23 protein-coding genes, 3 tRNA genes and 1 pseudogene are annotated in these 25,387 nt (G+C 42.3%); 15 read left to right on the forward strand and 12 right to left on the reverse strand.

Going from position 1 to position 25,387, the window contains the following annotated elements; genetic code table 11:
* Positions 1–31: 31 nt before the first annotated feature.
* A pseudogene (locus tag ACEYW6_RS10580) lies at positions 32–715 on the forward strand (caspase family protein); the annotation flags it as partial.
* 1,554 nt (positions 716–2,269) lie between these two features.
* Complete coding sequence (locus ACEYW6_RS10585; protein WP_412979696.1) at positions 2,270–2,701, forward strand: BON domain-containing protein; 432 nt, start codon at positions 2,270–2,272, stop codon at positions 2,699–2,701.
* 246 nt (positions 2,702–2,947) lie between these two features.
* Here ACEYW6_RS10585 and ACEYW6_RS10590 read toward each other — a convergent pair whose 3' ends face one another.
* Both ACEYW6_RS10590 and ACEYW6_RS10595 read right to left on the reverse strand, forming a co-directional pair.
* Positions 2,948–3,223: a BrnA antitoxin family protein gene (locus ACEYW6_RS10590; RefSeq protein WP_181931507.1), complete on the reverse strand. Its 276-nt coding sequence runs from the start codon at positions 3,221–3,223 to the stop codon at positions 2,948–2,950.
* Positions 3,186–3,461, reverse strand: coding sequence for a BrnT family toxin (locus tag ACEYW6_RS10595; protein ID WP_412979697.1), 276 nt, complete (start codon positions 3,459–3,461; stop codon positions 3,186–3,188). Before ACEYW6_RS10595 ends, ACEYW6_RS10590 begins: the two co-directional genes overlap by 38 nt.
* Positions 3,462–3,597: 136 nt before the next feature.
* Between ACEYW6_RS10595 and ACEYW6_RS10600 the strand changes: the two genes are divergently transcribed.
* The 3 genes from ACEYW6_RS10600 (at position 3,598) to ACEYW6_RS10610 (ending at position 5,285) form a co-directional block, all read left to right on the forward strand.
* The gene (locus tag ACEYW6_RS10600; RefSeq protein WP_412979680.1) at positions 3,598–3,822 is read left to right on the forward strand and encodes a type II toxin-antitoxin system ParD family antitoxin; all 225 of its coding nucleotides are present in this window, start codon (positions 3,598–3,600) and stop codon (positions 3,820–3,822) included.
* Positions 3,809–4,147: a type II toxin-antitoxin system PemK/MazF family toxin gene (locus ACEYW6_RS10605; protein ID WP_412979681.1), complete on the forward strand. Its 339-nt coding sequence runs from the start codon at positions 3,809–3,811 to the stop codon at positions 4,145–4,147. Before ACEYW6_RS10600 ends, ACEYW6_RS10605 begins: the two co-directional genes overlap by 14 nt.
* Before the next feature lie 256 nt (positions 4,148–4,403).
* Entirely contained in the window at positions 4,404–5,285 is an 882-nt protein-coding gene (locus tag ACEYW6_RS10610) for a carbohydrate ABC transporter permease (RefSeq protein ID WP_190900634.1), read from the forward strand.
* A gap of 92 nt (positions 5,286–5,377) precedes the next feature.
* Here ACEYW6_RS10610 and ACEYW6_RS10615 read toward each other — a convergent pair whose 3' ends face one another.
* Complete coding sequence (locus ACEYW6_RS10615) at positions 5,378–5,944, reverse strand: thermonuclease family protein (protein WP_412979682.1); 567 nt, start codon at positions 5,942–5,944, stop codon at positions 5,378–5,380.
* A 218-nt stretch (positions 5,945–6,162) separates the two neighbouring features.
* Between ACEYW6_RS10615 and ACEYW6_RS10620 the strand changes: the two genes are divergently transcribed.
* The 3 genes from ACEYW6_RS10620 (at position 6,163) to ACEYW6_RS10630 (ending at position 7,416) form a co-directional block, all read left to right on the forward strand.
* The gene (locus ACEYW6_RS10620; RefSeq protein WP_412979683.1) at positions 6,163–6,348 is read left to right on the forward strand and encodes a hypothetical protein; all 186 of its coding nucleotides are present in this window, start codon (positions 6,163–6,165) and stop codon (positions 6,346–6,348) included.
* 219 nt (positions 6,349–6,567) lie between these two features.
* On the forward strand, positions 6,568–6,975 hold the full coding sequence (locus ACEYW6_RS10625) for an acyl-CoA thioesterase (RefSeq protein WP_412979698.1): 408 nt from the start codon (positions 6,568–6,570) through the stop codon (positions 6,973–6,975).
* Between the two features lie 186 nt (positions 6,976–7,161).
* A complete protein-coding gene (locus tag ACEYW6_RS10630; RefSeq protein WP_190900644.1) occupies positions 7,162–7,416 on the forward strand; it encodes a hypothetical protein in 255 nt (84 codons plus the stop codon).
* Between the two features lie 6 nt (positions 7,417–7,422).
* On the opposite strand, the gene ACEYW6_RS10635 is transcribed toward ACEYW6_RS10630, so the two are convergent.
* On the reverse strand, positions 7,423–8,244 hold the full coding sequence (locus ACEYW6_RS10635) for a TrmH family RNA methyltransferase (RefSeq protein ID WP_412979684.1): 822 nt from the start codon (positions 8,242–8,244) through the stop codon (positions 7,423–7,425).
* A gap of 94 nt (positions 8,245–8,338) precedes the next feature.
* A tRNA-Leu gene (locus tag ACEYW6_RS10640) sits at positions 8,339–8,420 on the reverse strand.
* A 410-nt stretch (positions 8,421–8,830) separates the two neighbouring features.
* On the opposite strand from ACEYW6_RS10640, the gene murA reads away from it, so the two are divergent.
* From murA to ACEYW6_RS10670, 6 genes are all read left to right on the forward strand, one after another.
* Positions 8,831–10,198 (forward strand): UDP-N-acetylglucosamine 1-carboxyvinyltransferase, encoded by a 1,368-nt coding sequence (murA, locus tag ACEYW6_RS10645; protein WP_412979699.1) that lies wholly within the window; start codon positions 8,831–8,833, stop codon positions 10,196–10,198.
* A 179-nt stretch (positions 10,199–10,377) separates the two neighbouring features.
* Positions 10,378–11,253 carry a M48 family metallopeptidase gene (locus ACEYW6_RS10650; protein WP_196509329.1) on the forward strand — a complete coding sequence of 292 codons (876 nt, stop codon included), beginning with the start codon at positions 10,378–10,380 and terminating at the stop codon, positions 11,251–11,253.
* Between the two features lie 87 nt (positions 11,254–11,340).
* On the forward strand, positions 11,341–12,462 hold the full coding sequence (locus ACEYW6_RS10655; protein ID WP_412979685.1) for an alpha-hydroxy acid oxidase: 1,122 nt from the start codon (positions 11,341–11,343) through the stop codon (positions 12,460–12,462).
* Positions 12,463–12,570: 108 nt separating this feature from the next.
* Positions 12,571–12,654: transfer RNA gene (locus ACEYW6_RS10660), tRNA-Leu, on the forward strand.
* A gap of 786 nt (positions 12,655–13,440) precedes the next feature.
* A complete protein-coding gene (locus tag ACEYW6_RS10665; protein WP_190900654.1) occupies positions 13,441–14,238 on the forward strand; it encodes a WecB/TagA/CpsF family glycosyltransferase in 798 nt (265 codons plus the stop codon).
* A 260-nt stretch (positions 14,239–14,498) separates the two neighbouring features.
* Positions 14,499–14,570 (forward strand) — tRNA-Gln (locus ACEYW6_RS10670).
* A gap of 89 nt (positions 14,571–14,659) precedes the next feature.
* On the opposite strand, the gene ACEYW6_RS10675 is transcribed toward ACEYW6_RS10670, so the two are convergent.
* Positions 14,660–15,139, reverse strand: a complete 480-nt coding sequence (locus tag ACEYW6_RS10675) for a hypothetical protein (protein WP_190900656.1) — start codon at positions 15,137–15,139, stop codon at positions 14,660–14,662.
* Positions 15,140–15,378: 239 nt separating this feature from the next.
* Between ACEYW6_RS10675 and ACEYW6_RS10680 the strand changes: the two genes are divergently transcribed.
* Positions 15,379–16,677 (forward strand): hypothetical protein, encoded by a 1,299-nt coding sequence (locus ACEYW6_RS10680; RefSeq protein WP_412979686.1) that lies wholly within the window; start codon positions 15,379–15,381, stop codon positions 16,675–16,677.
* 83 nt (positions 16,678–16,760) lie between these two features.
* Here the strand turns inward: ACEYW6_RS10680 and ACEYW6_RS10685 are convergent, their stop codons facing one another.
* The 6 genes from ACEYW6_RS10685 to ACEYW6_RS10710 form a co-directional block, all read right to left on the reverse strand.
* Positions 16,761–17,906: a SpoIID/LytB domain-containing protein gene (locus ACEYW6_RS10685; RefSeq protein ID WP_196513666.1), complete on the reverse strand. Its 1,146-nt coding sequence runs from the start codon at positions 17,904–17,906 to the stop codon at positions 16,761–16,763.
* Positions 17,907–18,235: 329 nt separating this feature from the next.
* Positions 18,236–20,449 (reverse strand): GumC family protein, encoded by a 2,214-nt coding sequence (locus tag ACEYW6_RS10690; protein WP_412979687.1) that lies wholly within the window; start codon positions 20,447–20,449, stop codon positions 18,236–18,238.
* 577 nt (positions 20,450–21,026) lie between these two features.
* The gene (locus ACEYW6_RS10695; RefSeq protein ID WP_190900663.1) at positions 21,027–21,986 is read right to left on the reverse strand and encodes a ribonuclease Z; all 960 of its coding nucleotides are present in this window, start codon (positions 21,984–21,986) and stop codon (positions 21,027–21,029) included.
* Positions 21,987–22,476: 490 nt separating this feature from the next.
* Positions 22,477–23,655 (reverse strand): ATP-binding protein, encoded by a 1,179-nt coding sequence (locus tag ACEYW6_RS10700; protein WP_412979688.1) that lies wholly within the window; start codon positions 23,653–23,655, stop codon positions 22,477–22,479.
* Between the two features lie 308 nt (positions 23,656–23,963).
* A complete protein-coding gene (locus tag ACEYW6_RS10705) occupies positions 23,964–24,203 on the reverse strand; it encodes a hypothetical protein (protein WP_412979689.1) in 240 nt (79 codons plus the stop codon).
* Between the two features lie 632 nt (positions 24,204–24,835).
* On the reverse strand, positions 24,836–25,285 hold the full coding sequence (locus tag ACEYW6_RS10710; RefSeq protein ID WP_412979690.1) for a DUF4277 domain-containing protein: 450 nt from the start codon (positions 25,283–25,285) through the stop codon (positions 24,836–24,838).
* Between the last annotated feature and the right edge of the window lie 102 nt (positions 25,286–25,387).

Raw genomic sequence — 25,387 nt, forward strand, 5'->3', positions numbered from 1 at the left:
ATCGGATTTGATCGCAGCATAGGTGAGTTAAATGGCAAAGGTAGCGTTGCTGATTGGGGTCAGTGAGTATGAGCCAGGGCTGAATCCTTTGCCCAGTGCAGTTAGAGATGTGGAAGCAGTGTGCGAGGTACTGCTGCATCCAGAGATGGGCGGATTTGCTGCGTCAGATATTACCCTGCTAAAAAATCGTGAGCGACAAGTTGTAGAAATTGCGATCGAAACGCTATTCTCTGGACGGCATAAAGATGATTTGCTGCTGCTGTACTTTTCAGGACACGGCATCAAAGACGATCGCGGTAGGCTTTATTTGGCGACTCGCAACACCAGTAAAACGCCGCAAGGCGAATTGATTCGCTCAACAACGGTGTCTGCCAATTTTATTCACGATCGCATGAGCGAAAGCCGCTCCCGGCGGCAGGTGATAATCCTAGATAGCTGCTTTAGTGGCGCGTTTGCTGAAGGGATGTCTGCCAAAGATGACGGCACGATTGACATCCGAGATCAGTTGGGCGGTGAAGGACGAGCCGTATTGACTTCTTCTACTTCGACTGAATATTCCTTTGAGCAAGAGGGACAAGATTTATCGATTTACACTCGTTTCTTGGTTGAAGGTATTAAGTCGGGAGAAGCCGATCGCGATCAAGATGAGTTTATCTCTATCGATGAACTCCATGAATACGCCAGTCAGAAGGTGCGAGAACTCCAACCTGCGATGAAGCCGGAAATCTATGCAATTCGAGAAGGCTTTAAAATTCGACTCGCAAAGGTAGCTCCGGGTGATCCCAGACAGCGATACCGTAAAGAGGTAGCGCGATTTATTCATCGAGGCGAAATTTCTCTTGTTGGTCGTCGGACATTAGATTATCAGAGGACTCGCTTAGGATTGGAGACAACTGAAGCGAAGGCGATCGAAGATGAGGTGTTGGAACCGTACCGCAATGAGTTCCGCGACAAACTTCAGCAGTATCAGCAGGTGTTCACCGAGCTATTGGAGCGGGACGAAACGATTACAGATAGCGATCGCCATGATCTGCAAAATCTCCAGCAAATTTTGGGGCTGCGGAATGAGGACACGATGCCGATTGAGGCACTAGTGACTGCACGGTTTAAGACACATCAGCAAAACCTGCAAACATATCAGCAAGCGTTTACAACGGCATTGCGACAGGAGTTTCCCCTGAGTGCAGCAAGCCGCGATCGCTTACGGCAAACTCAGCAGCAATTAGAGCTTGCGAATGGGGATATTGCCACGATTGAATCTCAGATTACGGCTGAGGTAGAGGCATATCGCCAGAAACTCCAGGACTACCAACGGCTGTTTTTTACTGCCACGCAGCGGGAATATCCTCTCAGCGAAGCAACCCGGAATAATTTACGTCAACAGCAGCAGCGCTTGGGATTGATTGATGTAGATGTTGCACCAATTGAAGCGCAAATCACAACGCAGATTGAAAGCTATCATCAAAAACTCCAGCAGTACGAACAGGCATTTGTGAAGGCGACGCAGCGCCAGCATTATCCAGATGAGGTGACGCGGAAACAGTTGCAGCAAACCTGGCAGACGTTGGGGTTGAGTGAAGGAGATGTGGGTGCGATCGAGAGGCGGATTAATGCGGAGATTGAAACACATCAAGCAAACTTGCGGCAATATGAGCAAGAGTTTACAGAGGCTATTCAGCAAGAATATCCGCTCAGTGCTTTCAAACGCTCTCAACTTACGCAACGTCATCAAGCGTTGAATCTGACTGCTGAGGACGTAACTGCAATTGAAAATCCAATTGTTGCTGCGATCGAGGAACATCGGCAAAAGCTGCAACAGTATGAAGAGGTGTTTAGAGAGTCGATGCAGTTTGAATATCCTCTCAGTGACGTTACTCGTGAAGAACTTCAACGTTTTCAACGAATTTTAGAACTAAATGATGCGGAAATAGCTACGGTCGAAGCAATTATTATTCAATCATCTTCAGAAGCAGAATACCGGAAACAGCAAGAGAGAATCAGACAGCAGCAAGAGGAAACAGTACGACTAAAGCAGCAGGAGGCAGAGAAACAACGACAGCGAGAGGAAGCAGAATATCGTCAAGAATTGATTAAATCTCCGATTCAGCAGCCAAGCACTGCTCAACCCACTCAACCGACTCAACAGCGAATAACCCGACAAAAGTTTTTATGGGTAGGTCTAGGAGGAGCAGGCTTAGTGATAGCAGTGCTAGCGGGTGCAATTTTTAATAGTAACAGTCCACCTACTCCCTTGTCCAGCCCAGAGGTTATTTCTTCACAAGCACCTACTGTTCAAACAACAGAAAGTCCACAGTCTACTCCCTTGTCCAGCCCAGAGGTTATTTCTTCACAAGCACCTAATGTTCAAACAACAGAAGCTTCTCAAAAAGATGCACAAAGTGAAGTCCGTAGAAGACAACTCGATGAAGATATTCGCGCTCGCGAACAACGTAATAATACTACTGGTGGCGATACACAGAGAGACCCAAAAGACCTAGCAAGTGAAGTTCGCTCCAAATTAGAAGCTAATATACCTAATGGTCAAATAACAGTTAATGCAGCAAAAGATGGGACTGTTACTGTAGGCGGAACCGTAAACAATCAAGATCAACTTGCTAAAATTGAACCTTTGTCGAAGGAAATTAAAGGTGTCAAAGCTGTTATAGTGAAAGTCTATGTTGATCGACCAACAAATCGATAAAGCTAACAACAATCAAAATGAGTAGGCAGCTATAAATAGACTTACAGCAGTGGGAAAGAATTTGTGTAGGTTGGGTTGAACGAAGTGAAACCCAACATCATCAAGGCTTGAAGAAGAATTCAGAAGCAAAGCCAAAGATGCTCCACCTACGGGGAGAATTAAGCTAACTAGAGATAATTATGAACCAAGAGCTTACCCAAGCGATCGCCTCAGAAGTTCAGCTATTCCACAGTATCAATTTACTGACTATCGATGAGCTTCCATATATGCTCGCAGTAAGGTATTGATGTGCGTTTGATAACCCTGTCCTTGCGATTTAAACCACTCTAATACATCACTGTCAATGCGTAACGTCACCTGTGCTTTCTTTTTTGCCGCAGGTAAACCCCGTCTAACTGTAGCCTTGGCAAACAGTTCTGGTGTAATTTCCGGGCAATCTGATAAATCAATGTCTTCATCGCTCATAGCATCAAGCCGTTGCCAATCAGTCTGAGAATTGCTCGAAATAGATTCGTTGCTCATATTTGGTTGCCTTTCTTGCAGAAATAATCCGCGTTAAATCATCACGATCTGTATGGACAACAGCAACGACTCGCCCTTGCAACAAGCCAAACGTGACGAAACGCTGCTCTGCGTAGCTGTAGCGCTCGTCTTCAACCGTCACCGTATCTCCATAAAATACTGCTGGGATATCGATAAAATCGATTCCGTGCTTGCGAAGATTGCTAAGACGTTTTGCTTCATCCCATTCAAACTGCATCACCAAAACACAGCTACGCTTACCTAATTGTAACTACAATTTGTAATTACAGCAACTTAGCCAAACGCACCTGTTGGGCTACGAGATTAAGCTAGAATATGAGTACGAATTATTTTTGCTACTAATTGGTAGGAAGATGAATGTAGAAAAACTCTCTATTTCCTTGCCACCGTCTTTAGTGGAGTTTGTCGAAAACTACAAGCGGAATAAAGGATGTAAATCTCGTTCTCAAGTAATTGAAGAAGCATTAGAATTGCTGCGAAACCGCGAATTAGAGGCAGCTTACCGAGAAGCTTCTGCTGAAGTTGATAACGATTGGGATATGACAGTGGCAGATGGTTTAACAGATGAAACGTGGTGATATTTATTACGCAAATCTTAGTCTGGTGATGGGTTCAGAAATGGGTAAACGTCGTCCAGTGTTAATTGTCAGTAATGATATAAGTAATAATGCTGCTACCACTATGACAATTTTACCGCTTACTTCTAACGTGAACCGTGTTTATCCCTTTGAAGTTTTGCTTAATCCAGAGGTTAGTGGTTTAACGAACCCTTCTAAAGTACAAGCGCAGCAAGTGCGAACAATTTCTAAGCAACGAATTACTGGTGAAGTATTAGGTAGTTTAAACGAAGAGATGATGGTACTAATTGATGCGGCGTTAAAATTGCATTTGGGATTGGTTTGAGTTTGCAGAAAAATAGCGATGTTTAAGTAAAGACTCCAAGTAGTGGTCTATCGCATTAATTTTGCTGGGCTACGAGATCCCCGACTTCTTGAAGAAGTCGGGGATCTGACCACCGCTAACCACTGAGATAATTATGAACCAAGAACTTACCCAAGCGTAGGCGTAGCCCGTCGTAGACATCGCTAATCCTGAGAGAAATCAAGCTCAGGGTAAAATCAGGGCGGAGGGTCATAACAGCTAAGAGGAAAAATTATAGATGCCAAAAAAATATACTAATTCGTGGTTGGATACTGATACAGTAGCTGCCTGGATTTTTCTCACACCAGCACTAATTTTACTGGGCGTTTTTATTATTTGGCCGATCGCCTATTTGTTTTACCTCAGTTTCACTGCTGGTAGTTTCACTTTAAAAGGCACTTATTGGATAGGCTTAAAAAACTATTGGCGCTTGCTACTCGATCCCGACTTCTGGCAAGTTCTGGGCAACACCTTTTATTTTACTGTTGCCACCATCATTCCCAGTTTAGTTATCTCCTTGGGATTAGCAGTGCTATTAAACCGCTCCATTCCTTTGCGGGGCATCTTGCGGAGTGCCTATTTTTTGCCTTCAATTATCTCACTTGTGGCAGCCGGTTTGGGATTTCGCTGGCTGTTTCAAACATCAGGGCCAGTTAACGGATTGTTAGATTTTTTTGGCATTCCAACTATACCTTGGCTAGGAGATACATTTTGGGCAATGCCAGTAATTATTTTAATGAGTATTTGGAAACAACTCGGTTTCAATATGGTGGTTTTTTTAGCAGGGTTGCAAGCAATTCCTCCCAGTCGTTATGAAGCAGCAGATTTAGACGGAGCAAATGCTTGGCAACAATTTTGGTATATTACTCTCCCCGGATTGCGCCCTACTGTCATATTTGCAATCATCACTACCGCAATTTTTACATTGCGGAGTTTTGAGCAAGTTTATGTGATGACTGGCGGTGGCCCGCTGAATTCGACTAATTTGCTGGTTTACTACATTTACCAAGAGGCTTTTGCTCAATTTGATTTTGGTTATGCAGCAGCAGCAGCGACGGTGTTACTAGCAGTGACGCTGGTACTAGTTTATTTGCAACTGCAAACTTGGGGAGAGGAGTAGGGGAGGCAGGGGGGAATTTTGGAAGTTGCTAAATCCTGCAAATATGTAATGGCAAGAAATGTAGTGCATTTAATTAGAAATAGCTAGAGTTTTTACTTTTTATATAAGCTGCGATATTCCCAAGGATTAACAAATTTAGTATCACTCCAAACACCAAGCCGTTGTTCCTTCGCTTTAGCTTCGGCTTGTTGAACTAAGTCTTTGCTAGGACACTTGTTTAAATAGGGACGATACACTTTTGCCAATCCTTCTTGCAACAACACCTGTTGTACAAAAGTGCCATTTTTTAAACGGACTTCGGCGACTTTGCGTCCATAGCGATCGCTATCTGTGATATTCAAAGTCACGCGATCGCCTCCTTGTTGCACCAGTTCTTGCACCCGTTCTTGAGCTTTTACACCCCAAGTAAATTGATTGCGATCGCTAGTCCGTTTACTCTGCTTTTCTTTGTTAGTATGGGCTATCTCTGGCGCATCTACACAAGCAAAGCGCACTGTCAAATTTTTGCCATTGGTATCTTTCACTACTAACGTATCACCATCACTCACTCGCTCAACTGGTTCTCCAGAATTACCGATAAAGCGATTGCAGCCGAATAAACCCAAAATTATGATAGTTGCACAAAGCCAAAATCGCACTGGTTTAATTAATTTCTCCATCCAAAACTTACCAAATTATCTCTGTGGAATCGGACACTATAGCGGTTCTCGTTTACGTTAAAGATATAGAGAATACCTTACACTAACTTAATTACTCAAAATTCCTATGGTGCTAAATACAGAAAATTCTAATAATCAAGAGTTCGTTGGTTTTATTTGGAGCATTGCCGACAAACTCCGAGGCCCTTACCGTCCACCCCAGTACCGCCGGGTAATGAATGTTGCCTCTGATTGTGTTACATCGTTTGGATGCTGTCTTAGATCCGACTAAGAAAGCTGTCCTTGAGGCGAAGGCGAAATATGAGGCGATGGGCTTAGAGGGGGATGCTTTTGAGAAAGCGATCGCTAAAGTTGCAATTGGAGGCGATCGCCAACAGCCGTTGTATAACCTCACATGGATCTGACTGCTGAAGCAGTTGAAGAGATTTATTATAATCGCGATCGCCTCCGCGGACTCAAAATGATTTACGAGCCAAAGTATCTTCGCTTCTTTCAAGCAAGATTTGAATTGGTTTAGAGGTAGTAAAAACACTGAAATGGAAAAACTAATATAGAGAAGTGTAAAAAACAGCGCCGCAGTACCAACTAAACTATGCTACCGTTCAAAGCTACCGTTCAAAACTCTGCTACGCGTCCGACACTATGAGATGGACGCCCTTGGGCATGTAAATAACGCCGTCTACCAAAATTATCTAGAACAAGCAGCTATTGAGCACTCAGAATACCTGGGCTTAACCTTGGATGTATATCGGCAAGTAGGTGGTGTATTTGTGATGCGGCGGGTAGAAATTGACTATTTACGCCCAGCAGTGGCAGGCGATACCCTAGAAGTCACTACCTGGTTGAAGGAAATGCGCGGGACTCGTGCTTTGCGATGCTACGAAATTCGTAAACAAAACCAAGATAATTTGTTAGTAACGGCAGAGGCGCTATGGGTTTGGGTAGATGCACAGACAATGCGCCCACGACCAATTCCCAGTGTCATGTTAGACAAATTTTTGCAAATCCAAAACCCAGGTGTTACAAGCTAAAAATGGTTTGTTATTCGCCATTTAATGAATCTTAATTCTTCTAATGAAAAACAAATGATTGATTTTTTACCCCGGTAATGCTGACGATTAAGAATACACAACTATGATGTTATAAGTGCAAAATTTAAATTTGTAGGAACTGGAATCAAAATTAGCTTAGTAAATCAGGATTTTTAAGTCAATATTATGGAGCAAAGTCAACCACAACAGCGCCGCGTCGCGGATCAAGTGTTTCAAGAATCCCTCGATCAGTTGGAAGATATCTTACAAGAAAGTTCAACTGAGGATGAAGAAATCCCCCAACTCGCACAACTGCATACTAGTAGTCTCAGTGAAGTTGAACTCGATCAAGACTTGACAGATATTGATTTAGCGGCTCTTGAGGACGCAGTTGCTGATATTGAACAATATCTCGAAGAAATAACAAAAAGTCATGAGTAATAAGTTTTAACTCCTAAATCCTAACTCTTGACTTATTTGCCGCCGAGCTTCGTACAACATTAAAGCAGCTGCGATCGCCACATTCAAAGATTCCACCCCAGGACTCAAAGGAATTCTTACTTGCTTGTCTGCGATCGCTGCTAAATCTGCCGACAATCCAGCACCCTCATTTCCCAGTAAAATCAGACTAGGTTTGCGCCAGTCCACCTCCCAATAAGTTAAAGTCGCACTGGGTAAGGTTGCCACTACCTGCATTCCTGCCTGCTGACTTTGTTGAACTGTAGCTTTTAAATCTTCGGTTACGGCTGTTGGTAGGCGAAACCATTGCCCTGCTGAAGCCCGGAGAACTTTGGGACTGTCTAAATCTACACTATCTCCACTTACCCACAATCCTGATGCTCCAGCAGCAGCAGCAGCGCGGATCATCGTACCCAGGTTGCCGGGATCTTGTACCGTTTCTAAAGCTACCACTAAACCAGTGAATGGTAGTTGAGTTTGGCCTACACCTCCGGTGTACGAAGCGCCAACGCTTCGTTTTGCCGTTGCAACCACACCATCCGGTTGGACTGTAGTAGCGATCGTATCCAAGATTTCTTTACTGACAATTTCAGCGCGATCGCTTTTACTACAAGCTTCTTCCCAGAGTAAGGAGTGGGCTGCTTGCCATTCTGGGGTACAACACACTGTTTCTAGTGGGTAATTCACCGCACAAGCTTCCTCTAACAGGTGTGTTCCTTCCAGTAAAAATAACTGCTGCTTGTGCCGCTCCTTGGTGGAGTGGAGTTTGCGGATTTGCTTGACTAGGGAATTTTGTAAACTGGTCAACATCAAAAAGTTACGAGTTGGGAGTTAGGAGTTAGGAGTTAATTTAGTTTTCTTTCAACTCATAACTCTTCACTTTTAACTCCTAACTTAAATAATATGCGGAACCCGGGACTTGAACCCGGAAGCCTTGCGGCACTAGAACCTGAATCTAGCGCGTCTGCCAATTCCGCCAGTTCCGCTGGCACTTGTCTTTATCGACAATTTCTTATTATTGCGTTATGTTTTACCTTTGTCAAGTGTAAACATAATGCCTCGTTTAAGAGGCTCAGAGTGGAAACAAGTTTTTCAGGGGATTAGGTCGAATCAAAATATTAACTGAACAGTACAGCATTGATTTTTAGAGAACACTTAAGTTATTTTACTGAGTATTTAATTTTGCTTAAAACTACTACTTCTTCCTTCGTTTTTATTAAATTTTTTAAAAGCTCAAAACACTTGCTATTACGTCTTTTCAGCCCGCATTTTTCACCAAAAAACAATTTTTTTTATGCAAGATGTTGCCCTAAAACGTGGACAATTTGAATCTTTACTGTAGAATCAAAACCAACTTCAAACATATAAAATACGTATTACTTTTGGAGGTAGGCTTATCAATCCTTCTACCAGCTTACCAGATGCTAAAATTGCTCCAGAAGCAGACTCCTCAGTCTTGCAAATTTGGGGTGGGCATCCTTTGCGAGGTCATGTGAAAATTAGCGGGGCAAAAAATTCAGCACTGGTAATCATGGCTGGAGCCTTGCTGTGTCCGGGCGATTGTCGTATCCGTAATGTCCCCTTATTAGCGGACGTAGAGCGGATGGGTCAGGTGTTATCGGCTTTGGGTGTAAGCTTAACGCGGCAAGGTGATATTTTAGACATCAACGCCAGCGAAATTAAAACATCAAAAGCTCCCTACGAACTAGTTACCCAACTGAGGGCAAGTTTCTTTGCCATTGGTGCCATTCTGGCAAGATTAGGAGTAGCGCAGATGCCCTTACCAGGTGGTTGTGCTATTGGGGCAAGACCAGTTGACTTGCATGTTCGGGGACTGCAAGCAATGGGGGCTGAGGTACAGATTGAGCATGGCATTTGTAATGCCTATGTTCCTGGCAGCAGCAAAAGATTAAAAGGTGCGAAGATTTACTTAGACATCGCCAGTGTTGGAGCAACAGAAAACTTGATGATGGCGGCTACCCTGGCTGAGGGTGAAACGATCATCGAAAATGCTGCCAGAGAACCGGAAGTAGTTGATTTAGCTAACTTCTGTAACGCGATGGGAGCGAAGATTAAGGGGGCGGGGACTAGCAGGATTATTGTCGAAGGAGTGCCCAAGTTGCATTCTGTTGACTACAGTATAATTCCCGATCGCATTGAGGCCGGGACGTTTTTGCTGGCAGCAGCAATTACCCGTTCCGAACTTCTTCTCTCGCCAGTGGCTCCAGAACATCTCATACCAGTGATTGCCAAGCTGCGGGATATTGGGGTGACAATAATTGAGGAAAAGCCTGAACACTTACGCATTCTGCCAGCGGAAACCCTCAAGGCAACGGATATTGAAACTCAATACCATCCAGGTTTTCCCACAGATATGCAAGCGCCGTTCATGTCTTTGCTGACATTGGCCGAAGGCGATAGCGTGATTAACGAATCCGTCTTTGAAAATCGCTTGCGTCATGCCTCAGAGTTGAATCGCTTGGGAGCAGACATTCGTGTCAAAGGCAACGCTGCTTTTGTTCGGGGAGTACCGAAATTGTCTGGCGCACCAGTATTAGGCACAGACTTGCGAGCATCGGCAGCGCTAGTTATAGCAGGACTGGCGGCAGAAGGAAAAACCACAATTCAAGGATTACAGCACCTCGATCGCGGCTATGATCGACTCGATATGAAGTTGCAACAATTGGGAGCTAAAATCCTCCGTGTGGGCGAAGCATCAGCAGATGCAGAAATCGCTCCTAGCATTAGTAGCCTTTCAAGTTGAAATTGATAGGTTTAGACTGACGCGAGAACAAAGGGAATGAGGGAAACAAGGGAGAAAATTTTCTCCCTTGTTTCCCTGCTTCCCCTGCCCACCCTAGTTAAATCGTTATACTAACTGTGGGTGGCTGTTTTTTTAATCAGCCAGATTCCATAGTTGTGTTTTTTATAGCTTGCTGCACTATGTCCTTCTTCAAAACCCCGCTGATTGGTTTAAAAGCTGACTCCTTTCGTCATCCATTAGACCTGGAAGCTACCAAGACGCTTAAGCAAATACCAGGCATAGATATGTTAGTGCGAAATTGGCTTGGACCAATGGCAGAGCAGGTTTTCTATGTAGAAAATATTGCCTCTAGCGTTCTGGTGGGTGAAAAGCAACTCCCTGATTTATACAAGCTGTTGTTAGATGCCTGTAAAATCCTGGATATAGAGCCTCCCCAGTTGTACGTCCGGCAACACCCGGCTCCCAACGCCTATACTTTTGCTGTGCGGGGTAAGCAGCCGTTTGTTGTGCTACACACATCCCTAATTGATATCCTCACACCTGAGGAAATACAGGCAGTAATTGCCCACGAGTTGGGGCATCTCAAGTGCGACCATAGCGTTTATTTGACTCCTGTAAATTTATTAATATTAGCTGCGGCGATTGTGCCCAATGTTGGAACTTTCGTTGCTCAAGCGATACAAGCACAGCTTTTAGAATGGGTACGCTGTGCTGAGTTTACCTGCGATCGCGCTGCATTACTAGCAACCCAAGACCCCAAAGTTGTCATGTCAGTGTTGATGAAGTTGGCGGGTGGTTCCCCCACTTTAGCGCCACAACTGAATCTCGATGCCTTTGTTGCCCAAGCCCGCGCTTACGATGATATCAGCAAAACCGAACTAGGTGAAATGGTTAAAGCTGCTCGCACAGCCCAATTAACCCATCCAGTGCCAGTACTACGGGCGCGAGAAATTGATCGTTGGGCAAGCAGTACAGAATATCAATCTTTAATCCAAAGTCATGGACTTAAGTATACTAATGAAGTTACACCTCAGGGCGGGTGGCGCAACTGGTAGATTCACTAGATCACAACTGGTAATCAGCAGCGCTAAAAAAAGCTTGGCGTGAGATGTTCAAAATGTGCTTAACCCACAGCCGGTACCATGACAGTTGTAATCAAAGACGATCGCTTTCAACCTATAAATCTTTTTGAGTATGAAAAGCTAGCAAAAGAGCATCTGTCTCAAATGGCGCTTGATTACTATAGCAGTGGTGCTTGGGACGAAATCACATTGCGAGATAATCGTGCTGCCTTTGAGAGACTCAAGTTGCGACCTCGTGTATTAGTCGATGTTAGCGATCGCAATCTCACTACCTCTATTTTAGGGCAACCTCTGCAACTACCTTTGTTAATTGCGCCGATGGCTTTTCAATGTCTAGCCCATCCAGACGGAGAAGTTGCTACCGCTCTAGCTGCGGCATCAGCCGGTGTGGGCATGGTGTTAAGTACAATGGCCACAAAGAGTATTGAAGAAGTGGCGACTGCATGTGATAAATTTCCTGATTCTCTACAATGGTTCCAGCTTTACATCCATAAAGATCGGGGATTAACTCGTGCTTTAGTAGAAAAAGCCTATAAAGCAGGCTACAAAGCACTTTGTCTGACTGTAGATGCACCTGTTCTCGGACAGCGAGAAAGAGATAAACGTAACGAGTTTGCCTTACCCCTAGATTTACATCTGGCTAATCTCGCTACTATCTCAGGGCTAGATATTTCCCATGAAAAAGGCGAATCTGGTTTATTTACCTATTTTGCCCAACAGCTAAACCCAGCAGTAACTTGGGGCGATTTGGAATGGTTGCAATCTTTATCTCCATTGCCTTTAGTCATCAAAGGAATTTTACGGGGAGATGATGCCGTTCGCGCTGTAGAATATGGAGCCAAAGCAATTATTGTTTCCAATCATGGTGGCAGACAACTCGATGGTGCGATCGCTTCTTTAGATGCCCTAGCTGAAATAGTAGCAGCAGTGGATGGTAAAGTAGAAGTACTATTGGATGGAGGCATTCGTAGAGGTACAGACATTCTCAAAGCTCTGGCATTAGGAGCAAAAGCAGTACTGATCGGACGACCCATTTTGTGGGGACTAGCAGTAGCAGGACAAGTGGGTGTATCTCATGTAATCTCACTGCTACAAGATGAGTTAAATCTGGGAATGGCACTTAGCGGCTGTGCAAAACTACCAGATATTGACCCTAGTTTATTAACCCTGCCACGCCTGTAAGCCAGAAAATTCTTAGACCTACATTATTCCTACAAAACTTTGAAAATTAATTTTCAGACTTGTTACAAAATCACTTAATTAGAGTATACTAGTTAAGGTTGGATATATGGGCGGGTGGCGAAATTGGTAGACGCACCACACTCAAAATGTGGCGGCCTTGCGGTCATAGGAGTTCGATTCTCCTCCTGCCCACTACCAAGCAAATAGTAAAGAGGTTAGATAGTTATGCGCCTAAAAAGATGGGAATCTCCCCGTAAAGAAGGCAGGAATGACAAGGGTAGAGGTGGTTCTGCGAGGAAGCGGCAACTTAAAAAACAAAGGCAAATGTTACGACAAAGACTCAAAGAAGCTAACAAGCCAGACAATAACAAAAACAATAGAGCAGGGGAAGATGAACTTATCTTCCCCTTATTTTTTGGGCTTTTATTTCAGAAAAAATCAAATTCAGGGATTTTTTAATTAATAATTAGACTAAATTAAATTTATAATAAATTTGGCAAATAATAAGATAAGAAAATCTTATTATTTATTTTTTAAAATCTACTAATTTGAATTAAATCTCTTAAGCGCATACTTACGTATCAAAATTGGCAGACTGAGTGTCTGATGTTTTGCTTTTATGCGTAACTAAGTTACGTTATAAATGTTACTCATTTAAATGCATGTCTATAGGAATTTCTCGCAATTGTAATGCTTGGATGAACAAATCAAAAATTAATTATGAAGTAAGTATGAATTTTGTCAAACAGCGTCTAAAACCCCTAGCTTAAAACAGTAAGCTAGGACACAGCAGGAAATAATTCTAATATTACCGATTAAGTCAAAAGTATATTAAGAAGGCAATTGCATCTCCATGTGTTAACTTCCAACGATGACACAAGCCTACAAAAAGTCAGGAGTCATCCAATCTGAATTTTCCAATATTCAGAATGGTCTAGGTAATCTTATGGATTTTTTTCTTGGACACAGGAGTTATTGATGGTGGCAAGAGTGCTTCTACCTACTAAAAAAGTACTGGATTTCCCTATTACTGCTTTACGCTTTGATGACCAAGTACAAACAATACTGAAGTGGGCAAGGAGGCGTGAGAGTAAAACTGTATACGTAGCCAATGTACACATGCTCATTGAAGCTCATTGGAATCCAGAATTTGCCACCGTATTACGAAATGCAGATATAGTTACTCCTGATGGTATGCCTCTAGTATGGATGATGCGAAAAATGGGAGCACTGTACCAAGACCGTGTGGCAGGGATGGATATTTTCCTAGCCTTGTGTCAGCTAACTCAAACACAAAATCTTAGTATTTTCTTTTTAGGTTCCCAAACAGAAATTCTTTCTAGGATGCGAAAAAGGTTAGAGCAAGAATTTCCGCAGATGAAGATTGCGGCGATGGAACCTCTACCCTTTCGTCCACTCACTGAAACTGAAGACGAAGCTTTAGTTCAAAAGATTAATTCTAGTGGTGCCAGCGCCGTCTTAGTGTCTCTGGGATGTCCCAAACAAGAAAATTGGATCGCTCAACATAAGGGTAAAATACAAGCTGTAATGATTGGACTGGGTGGAGTTTTCCCAGTTTATGCAGGAATTCATAAGCGGGCACCCCGCATAGTTCGAGATTTAGGACTTGAATGGCTGTATCGATGGATTCAAGAACCGCGCCGGCTTTGCGGTCGCTATGCTAAAACCATTCCACTCTTTATATGGCTGGCTACAAAGCAACTACTATCATCAAGTCGTATTGCAGCTGTCTTCCTTCAACAAACTGGGGATTAAAGAAAAGGAATATGTGTTCTGTTCTATGGAACATTGCAGAATTTTGTAACCCTCTTTCATCACTATCGGATCAATTAATGTGGGTTCGACGATACAGCCAACCAAGATTCAAGGGTTCAGCCAAAAGTAGTGAAAAAGTCTAAGTGCAATCATTCCGATAAATCAATGTCCTGCTATAAAAACCCGTTATTTGAAATAAAATATTAAAGTACTTGACATTAACCCATGACTAACTGCTATATTAAGTAGAGTAAATTCGTTGGGGCGTAGCCAAGTGGTAAGGCAGCGGGTTTTGGTCCCGCCATCCCTAGGTTCGAATCCTAGCGCCCCAGTAAAAAGAAAGACAGGCTGTTATACCTGTCTTTTAAAGTATCTAATTACATTTTTAATATGCGTCTCAATGCATCCGGTTGTGTAAATGTTACTTGTCAGGAGATTTGAGAGCTTGATCCAGAGTCTGCCGAGCCTGTTCTGCTTTAGATCGCGCTTCCTGATAACGCACATTAGCTTGGGCGAAATTTTTGAGAACTTTAAAACCTTCCTTGAGCCGAGTAATTTCCTCTTCTGTTACCGACTCATCGGTGAATAGAACATCAACCGCTTTGCGAATTTCCAATGCTTCAGATCGTGACTCTTGAACCTTCAGCTTGAGCGTGGCTAGGTTACTCAGAACCTGGACAGCTTGTGTAATGGTATCCTCACCGCTAGCAGTATCAATCGTTGACTCTTTAACCTCAATTAATTGTTGAGGCCCAAATCCTTCTTCCAGTTCCGTGGGTAGCTTACCTGCATCCATCAGTTCCATCAGCTGATCCATTGCTTTATCACGGGCTTTGGCTGAATCTTTTCCAGAAACAGTAAGGATAATTTCTGGGCTTTGAGCGAGAGTGTACTGAACCATATTTGAGCAGAAAATTTGCTGATTAACCAAGCTGAGGGAAACAATTATAACATGCTGCGTGTCAGGTAATTTCTTGGTTTATAGACTTGAGCTTCAAAGTATGGACTGACAATGGCTTTCATCGGTACGAATTTCTATTTTTATTGATTTCATGCTTTATCCCTACCTTTGCCAAGTCGCTCAAAATAAAACTTTATACTTAAGAAAAGGGAAATAAGTTTCAACAGGAGGGGAGAGCAATGGCTCCCAGTCCCACCATCATGCAAGCTGTGGAAAAACTGGGCTACCGTGTCACCGTTGGTGATGTGGCAACTCAGGCAGGATTGAACGTCGCTGAAGCTAATCAAAGCTTGTTAGCCCTGGCATCTGATGCTGGAGGGCATTTGCAGGTAGCGGATTCAGGTGATATAGTTTTCCTTTTTCCACAAAATTTCCGAGCAATTTTGCGTAATAAATACTTCCAGTTAAGATTGCAGGAATGGTGGAAAAAAGTCTGGAGTGTTCTGTTTTACCTGATTCGTATTTCTTTTGGAATTTTCTTAACTGTTTCCATCGCCCTGATAACTGTTACTATCTTCATTATCATTACCGCTGCGAATTCAGACCGTGACGGCGACAATCAGGGTAGTAATTCTGGCGGTGGGGGGTTCTTCTATTTTCCAAATTTATTTTGGTATCTTAGCCCAAATTATGACACCCACTATCAGGAACGGCGACGTGGAAGCCGGGAAGAAAGCAATCTGAATTTTTTTGAAGCTGTGTTTTCGTTTTTGTTTGGCGATGGTAATCCTAACGCCAACTTAGAAGAACGTCGCTGGCAAGAAATTGCTACAGTGATTCGGAGTAACCGTGGTGCAGTGGTAGCAGAACAAATTGCTCCATATTTGGATGACATTGGCGAGGGATATACAAGAGAGTACGAAGATTATATGTTGCCCGTTCTGACGCGATTTAATGGGCAACCAACGGTAAGCCCAGAAGGGCAAATTGTTTATTACTTCCCAGAGTTGCAGGTGAGTGCAGTTAAAAAGCGCCGTCATGCAATATCAGCTTACTTGGAGGAATTTCCCTGGCGTTTTAGTGCTGCAAGTTCTGGGCAAATTATGCTGAGTGCTGGGTTGGGTATACTAAATTTCGTTGGTGCTTTAGTACTGGGAAGTTTGTTGAGAGATGGCACAGTTGCCGCTCAATTAGGTGGAGTTGTAGCTTTTGTTCAAGGAATTTATTGGCTGCTATTGGCTTACGGAGTAGGTTTCTTAGGCATACCGTTATTGCGTTATTTCTGGATTCGGTGGCGTAATCGCAAAATAGGCGATCGCGGTTGCGATCGCCTTTCCAGATCAAGGCTATTGGCAAGTCCTGATGCACCTTTGCAACAAAAAATCGACTATGCCCAACAATTTGCCACAGAAAAAGTCATTGGCAACGAAGATTTAGTGTATTCCAGCGAAACTGACTTACTAGATCAGGAAGTTGAACGTTCTGCACAAATTGATGCTGAATGGCAACGGCGCTTGGAAAGTGGGAGTGGGGAATAGAGTTAAGAGTTGAGAGTGAGGAGTGAATAATTAAGATTTATCTAAAACTCCTAACTCCTAACTCCTAACTCCTAACTTTCTTCTTACTTCGCCTGAATTGGTGTTAAGGCTACACCCTGATAATAATGCCCTAAAATTTGCAAGTGGTTCACTCCTTGCCGAGCCAGATTGTACGCCCCCCACTGACTCATGCCCAAACCATGACCGAAGCCAAGCCCTTGCAGCACAAAACTACCATCCGCTCCCTTGGTAACGCTAAAGCGGGTACTTTTTAGCTTCAGCGCTGTCCGCACTTCCTCGCGTTGTAGCACCTTCGTACCCTTGTTACCGACAATTTTCAAGACTTTAACACTGCGGAAAGGCGAGAATGTTTCTGGAATCATCGCCGTCACACTGCCCACCTCAGGGAATTTAGCGCTAATCTCACTGGAAGAGAAGGTTTTTACCCAATTACACGCGCTAATATTTTGATCATAGTCTTGAACAGCTCGCAGGTACGGCAAGGCATTTCCCCAAACGTCTTCTACGTTTTCCGTGTGTCCTCCAGAACAAGCATGGAAAACTGAGAGAATAATTTTGTTTTTATAAGTTAGTACTTGCCCTGCTGTTTCGTCCACTGCTTTGTAAGTCGCAGGAGATTCACTGATTACACCTTTGTAAATTTGCCAGCGATCAGGGGTATTCCCTAAGTCGTAAATGGGATTATTTCGTTGTTTTTCTCGTTCGTATAGGGCGTAGGTGCGAGCTGCGATCGCCTGGGCTTTTAGTGCTTCTTGGGGCCAGCTAGCATTCATTTCGCCACCGAGAACGCTGTAGAGATATTCTTGGTCATCAACCCAGTTAACAGCGGTTAAGCCTTTTTCTGTGGGGACAACCAGAGTTCTACCCCGATACCAGCGATCGCCAATATAAACGAATCCTTTACCGGTTGGCTCAATCCAAAATAAACCAGACTGCCACTTATCTAAAGCCACACCGCCAGGAACAGCTTGGGCATAATATGCACTCATCGCCGGCAACTGTCCCAGAGTCCGGCCGGTACTATCCTTAATGACTCCAGTAGTGGAACTGCCCACTTTTACCTGATTAACTCCCTTCTCAATTGCCACGCGCAGGATTACAGATGCTTGAGCGGGAGCAACCAAAGCTATCCACAAGAAGACACTGACCCACCAATGACGTACTTTAATCTGGGAAAATAAAGAGCCTAAGTAAAGTTGGAATTTCATGCTGATCATCTAATCACACTAGTATCTAATTGACGCTCTAGACTATGGCGTCTACTACTTAAGATGAGACACTTCTCCAACGCAGGAGGTTGCCACCTCCTATTAATTATGCATTTTGCTTTAGCTATAAGGTAGAAATCAGTTAATCTTGACAGTTGCTCTTGGCAAAAGTTTCTACCTGTGGTAATAGCAATCGCGCATACCAGTAGTTCTCACCCGTGCTTTATTCTACAAATAACAGTGCGATCGCATTTAAAAACCGTCCAAAAGATGACGCGGTAAAGTGGGGACACAGAGAGTTTCAAGAGGGTCGCCGCGTCTTCTTCGGTCTACGATGCCAATACCTTTTGAGAATTGCTCACTTCATTAGCGATAATTCCAATTAAATTCAACTTACTCAAAATTTCTGTTGCTTGAGTTAGTTCAGTTCGGGTGACTTTACCCATGCGCTCTACCATCACAATACCATTGCAAAAAGATGCCACAATCCTGGCATCAACCGTGCCTAAAATAGCTGGAGCATCTATTAGTACTAGGTCATAACTTTGCTCGAACAACTCTATTAGTTCTTTCATCCGTTGAGAACTGAGCAACTTCACCGTGTCTTCAGGTTCCGGCCCAGCAGTCAAAATATCAATGGAGGGGTGAATGGGCTGGATGTAATCTTGAAAATGAGTAGTCGTCTCATCAACTAATAACAGAGATAGTCCCCAGTCGTTGGATAGTTCCAGAATTTTATGCAGGCTAGGATTATGTAGATTAGCATCAATTACTAATACCCGTCGATGCATCCGGGTAGCACTAGCCACAAGCCCTAATACTAAGGTTGTCTTCCCTTCTCCTGGTAGTGCTGAAGTAAACATCAGCGACTTGAAGGGTAAGGGATATTTTAATATTTGAATATTTTGGTAGATCATATCCAAGGTTTCATGGATAGGCAATTTAGTACTGGCTTCTATTACAGAGGGATCTGAGCTTCGCCGCCCATTCCAAGGCAGGCCCAGCCGCCGCTTGTTGACACCACGCGACGGTAGTTTTGGCACTGACCCCAATAAACGTAGGTTCGTCAGTTTCTTTAAATCTCCCGCACAATAAATAGCGTCATTAAACGTTTCCAAAATCAGGGCTGCTAAGATACCTAAAATCGGCCCAATTACCGCTCCTCCAACCAAAAGTAATAATCTGTTGCTCCCCATATAAGTACCCAGAGCAGGTTCTGTCAAAATTTGCCAGTTATATCCTTCCTGAGCAATTTTAAGTCCCAAAGACTGTTGCGCCTGGAGTAGTTGTTCAAGGGTTTTACGACTAGTTTCTACCTTTGGCAGCAGACGGTTATACTCTGCTATTAAACTTGGGTATTTGTTTAGCTCAGAGCGAAGTCGCTGTTCTGACTCGGCTAGATTCTTTTCATTGGCAGTTAGTCCTAAAACAGTTGTCTGCACCAGAATTAACTCGTCTACTAGCTTTGGCTCAACCCCTACTATTTGAGTTTTGAAGAGCGGTTCTCCCTTACTGCCAGTAGTAATAGCTTTCACTTCTTGTCGTAATAACGACAGTTGACTTTGGCGTTGCTGTTTTAGTTTTTGTACCGATGGATAATCATCTGTATAGCGCAGCCGCTCCTTAGCCAAGGCTAGTTCAGTTTTTTGAATTTCACTCAATAGTGTTTGATAGCGGCTTGACTGATTTAAACGAGAAGATATTAGTGCATTTTGCTGGGATGAGGAGGCTATTTGTTGCTCTAGATTATCGTAGCGAACGTTTACATCTTGAAGGTGGGCACGAGTGGTTTGTAGCTGTTTTTGAATATCGGCTAAAGATTCTAGCAGGATTTTACTTTGGACTTCGGGATCGAGTAATTTATGTTTCTTGCGAAACTGTTCCAAATTCTTATCAGCTTTATCCACCTCTTTTTTTATCTCAGGTAGGCGAGTATTGACAAAAGCCAGTCCCTGATTTAGGCGTTCTTTTTGTTGCTCTTTGTTGTAGCTTTTATAGACTTTCTGTAGAGCTTGAAGTACTCTTTGTGTTTTGACTGGATCGTCATCATTGAAGGAAACTTTAAATAATTGACTAAAAACTTTATTAGTTCCTATGCCACCCTCTTCTGGAGTCACTTCTAGAGGTGATTTTTTATTCTGTTCTGTTTGACCATTAATATCCTCTAAGGTAATATCAGGATAATCAGAATGAAGTAAATCTACGGCTTTCTGAAGTAACTTAGAACTCAGCATGAGTTTAATCTGAGTAGTGGAATCAACAATTTGAGAATTGGGATCGCTAACCTTGATGTCTGCTCTTTGTGGGATATTATTTGACTGTGTGCCTTCAGATAAATTTGAATTTACCAATATCTGCATATTGCTCTGGTAAGTAGGTTTGGCAATGAAAGCTAGGAGGCTAGCAGCTGACATAACTACACAGGAAACCCCCAATATCAGCAAACGTCGGCGAAGCAAAATAGTAGATAGTTGTCTGATGTCAACTGCGCCTTGTGCTGAAGTAGTAACCTGTTGCTCTTGGTTCAGACTAGTCTTAGCCACTATCAAACTCCTTTAATATCGAAACACTATATTTATTTGGAAGATTTATGAGAAATGTAAAATGTTTTTTACACCTATAACCGCAATAGCATACTTAATTATTCTTCCGGCAATGACAAGCTCACTTGGCATAATATTATGCCAACTATTACTTTCATGTTCATCAATTCATGCATATAAATTCTTAATCAGTGTTGTGAGAATAAAATTTTAATAAATATTTTATTTAAGGAAGGAAAATCTTGACGAAAAATTAATGATTTTTCCTAAATATTTCAGTAGAAAAATCTCTGATTTATAATATTACTATAGTATTAAAGTTATTTTGAGAACTTGTAATATAAAAAACACGTTGAGAAAAATATTTAAACCATACTGTTTTTATATTATTGATACACTTAGTGAACCGTAAATTATTGGTTAACTAGTTAACTTACTCATCAAACTAAACTGCTGTCTATTTGCTGGGCATTATAAGTTCGACTACCAAACTCCAAAATAGAGCCTGGTTAATTTTAGATTCTAGATTAGAAAGGTTCGATAGGAAATCTAAAATCTAAAATCTAAAATCTAAAATTTAAACGCTTACCTTGGTTAACTCTACTTCTCGCCGCCTGGGTACTTCATGAATCATGAAATCATAAGCCATGTCAGTACGGGGAAAAATAGCACGGGCTTCCTTGAGGAGATCCTTCAATTCCAACGTATTTCCGGGAGCATAGCGGGGACTGAAATGACTCATAATCAGTCTATGCGCCCCAGCCGCTAAAGCCGTTTGTGCTGCCATTGTGGTTGTGGAATGCAACCGCTGAAAAGCCATGTCTGCATCTTGATGAGCGAAGGTTGCTTCGTGAATTAATACATCTGTATCATGAGCTAATTCCACTGCACCATCACAATAAATTGTGTCTGTACAATAGGCAATCTTTCGACCAATTTCTGTAGGGCCGCATAATTGAGTGCCATCAATCACCCGTCCGTCGGCAAGGGTCACTGTTTCACCACGCTTGAGTTGACCATAAATGCGACCAGGAGGGATTTGCAAGGCCTTGGCTTTTTCCACATCAAAGCGTCCTGTCCGGTCTTTTTCGGCTACGCGGTAGCCGAAAGCTGTAATGCGGTGATGCAAATTACCGCAGCTAACAGTGAAGTCATCATCTTCATAAATCACGCCTGGACGGATGGCATGGACTTTAATGGGGTAGGAAAAGTGTGTGTAGGAGTAACGGGAGGCGGCTTGAATGTAATCATTTAATCCAGGTGGGCCATATATATCAATTCGTTCCACGTTGCCAGCCAAGCCGCAAGTAGCAAGAAGTCCCATCAAGCCAAAGATGTGGTCGCCATGCATATGAGTAATAAAAATTCGGGAAAGTTGACTGATTTTCAGTTCACTCCGCATAATTTGATGCTGGGTGCCTTCGCCACAGTCGAATAACCATAGTTCTGCCCTTTGGGGTAATCTCAGGGCGACACTGGAAACATTGCGCGATCGCGTGGGTACACCGGAACTCGTGCCTAAGAATGTTATCTGCACAGCGTTCTTTAGTCTTCCTATTGCTCAATTTGCAGCTCTATTTTCTATAGTGACACGGTTAATGAGCAAAATACTTTTAAAGGGAAGTTGCCTTTTTGAATCCATCACCCAACAAGGATTAGTTGAAAAATGGTGTTTAACAGAGTACAATCACCTGATTGTCTATCTTATTACCAGCTTTTTTAGCTCAACTTTATCCAAAATAAGCAACTAAATAAATCTTAAGTAGTAGTATGGCAAGACTAAAATGGTGTTAGAGCTAATGACTCTTATAGCGCTTTAGACCTAAAATTTATAAATATAAAGGACAAATTTAGTCTTGCCATACAATGGGGTATTTTAAGCATTATAATCATGGTTTTTGTTAAATATTATATTGAAATATAGGACTAACACACCTGATATATTATGATTGAATGATTTACTTTTTGATAGTCACTAAATCAACAAAATTCTCTAAGAAATAGTAACAATTACTTGAGCCGCATAGTCATTGCAGTGGCAAAGTTACAATTACTGTTGTGCCAACACCCTCCTCACTTTCTAATTGAATATGACCACCATGTAGCTCCACACATTTTTTAACTATAGTGAGTCCCAGTCCTGTTCCCTGAATTACACCCACATTACTGGCACGATAGAAGGTTTGAAACAGACGAGTTTGGTCTTTGAAGGGAATGCCCATGCCCTGATCTCTTACCAGAAAAGTGGCGAAGTGATCTTTACAAATCAAATCAAACCAGATAGTGCCATTTTCAAGGGAGTATTTGATAGCATTGGAGATCAAATTGGTAAAGATACAATTTAATAGGTCTTCATCCATTTGGGCTTGGGTGGATTCCCCTTGAAAAGTAAAGATAATACTGTGCTGACTACCTGCATTGAGTTGCAGAATATGTGTGAGTTCTGTACAGAAATTTTCTAAATCCACAAGTGTAGGTTTGTATTCGAGTTTAGCTGCTTCAGTTTTACTCAAGAACAATATCTCATCCAATAGATGGAGCATCTGATTGATAGCATTTTGAATTCGAGCAAAGTATTTAGTTCTCCGCTCATAAGTTAGTTTTCCGCTGTTATATTCAAGGATATCTACAGCCGTCCGAATCGTGGTCATGGGGGTGCGGAACTCGTGGGAAACCATTGCTACAAAATTCGACTTTAACTCGTTGAGTTCCTGTTCTTTTACCAGCGCCTGACGGGTGCGTTCTTCACTATCCCGTAGTTGGTTGAGAATTTCACTCCTTTCAATGGCATAGCGAATGGCACGGACTAACCGTTGTATCGTTATTTGATCTTTAACGAGATAGTCTTGTGCGCCTTCTGCTAATGCTTGCATTGCTAAATCTTCATCATCAAGCCCTGTTAACACCACAACCGGGATATCGGATACTGCAGCCCGAAATTTTTTCAAGGTGTCCAGTCCAATAGAGTCTGGGAGGCTGAGGTCTAACAAAACCAAGTCAAATCTCGGTTGCCTTTGACTCTCTATCTGAAAATCATCAAGGTTAGGCGCAGAGTTTTCCCTGGTAGCATCTATTGCTTGAGATAGCCGTTCAACATGTAACATCTGCCATTGTTCTTGATCTGCATGAAAAAATATCCGGCGTAGCAAATGGGCATCGCTGGGGCTATCTTCTACTAATAGAATGTGAATTATGAGCTTTTCCATAGTACAGGGTTATATCAATTTGTTAGATAATCACCTGATTTCCTATTTGTTGAACAGGGTTTTATTCTCTGCTGTTTTAAGCAACAATTTAAATTCCCAACCCCATTACTTTCGTGGTAGTGTTACTGCTATCAGCCAGAAATCTTAGATCAAATGCACAATCTGAATAAACTGGTAGACATCAATAGTTTTTGTTACATAGCAATTAGCACTAAGATTATAAGAACGTAGTATAGACTGTTCATTATTTTAGGTAGTAATTATAACAATAGCAATACAGTTAAAATTCGGTTCTAATTTGATTTTTGTTAACACTTAGCGCCCATTCCTGGGAGATTCAGGTCGAGTAAGATTAAATCTGGACGGGGAACATTAGTGAATTCTTGTTGCTCCCGTAAATAGTTCATAGCACTTTCAGTATCTTCAACCCGGTGTAAGTTGTTGGCAATTTGGGCATTTAAAAAGCTTTTGATGTTTAGGTTAGCATCACTAGGAGAGCCTTCAACTAGCAAAACTTCAATGGGTCGCAATGCTTGATTAGGAAACATGCAGTTCTTAGGAAGTTATTAGGCAGGTGTAATGTACATATATTCAAAGATACCTTAGTTTGCGTTGAAGGTAACATAAAGTAATGTTCCTATGACTGTTTTAGACTCAGCCCAGATCCGATCCCCATGCCCTCGACAATTTTTTTACAAATAGCTAGACCTATGTATCAGCAATTTCTCAACGATAATGAAAACGGTGGAAAACTTTAAAAATCTGCTCATGTCATGTAATTGAGCCACAAACTACGGTAACCTATACATGAAGTAATTGTTTGATTAGATGGCAGTATCTTACTCAGACTTAGAGGATTTGCGTCGGTCGCGCCATTCAGGTTGGTTAGCAAAGGAAGGTTCTTAATGGCAAGTGACGCAAAATTCAAGGTTCAAGGTCAGCTTGTGGTTTCTACGAAAACTGCTGCGTCATTATCGTGAAAGTGGACAAATTGAACCTACATTCCGCACCTGAAACTGTCACAAAAGAAATGATAGGGAATTTGGGAGCTAGTTTTTGATTCAAAACCAAAGTCATAAGGGATGGAAAGTTAAAAATCAAGCTGGAGTTGGGAAAAAGAAGGATAGTTATAAAAAATACTGCATGAAAAAGTAGAGTTACTGAAAATAGAGTGAGTAACTCAAAAAAGTTGATAAAAGGAAAGCTTGAGTAAAATGACAATGTGCAGGTGCAATAAAGAAGAATTTAAGTGTAGCGATGATAAATTCACTCCAGATTTTTTTACTGCTGCTAACGCTATCAAAGTGAAGATTCCACTTAATCCTTTTAAATATAATTGGTCTAATACTCTTCCTAGTCTGTCGTCATTTAAATGTTCTGGTAATACTCCTTCTCCTATCAAGTGTTCACAGGCATAGCTATCCATATATTTAGGAAACATATATAATGTTCCCGATACAAACCCTAACCCGTTTACTATCATTGCTTTGACCACCTGACCCCCACTCACCTTTTCTTGCGGGTGCTGTCCAAGTATTTTTTTGTATGCAAGTTTTAGGTGCGGAATGTGGGATTGAAGCAGTGCGACTCGTTTTTGAGAAAAAAATACAAATAATTGTATATAACTCAAAGTGAGAACGACAAGGATAAAAAAACCTTGAAAATTCCATAACTAATTCTTGGATGTAGGTGTAAATCCTACCTTGGAAAGGAAACAATGACTCCCAATCTA

The sequence above is a fragment of the Nostoc sp. UIC 10607 genome, assembly GCF_047228265.1.
GTDB lineage: Bacteria > Cyanobacteriota > Cyanobacteriia > Cyanobacteriales > Nostocaceae > Nostoc > Nostoc foliaceum_A.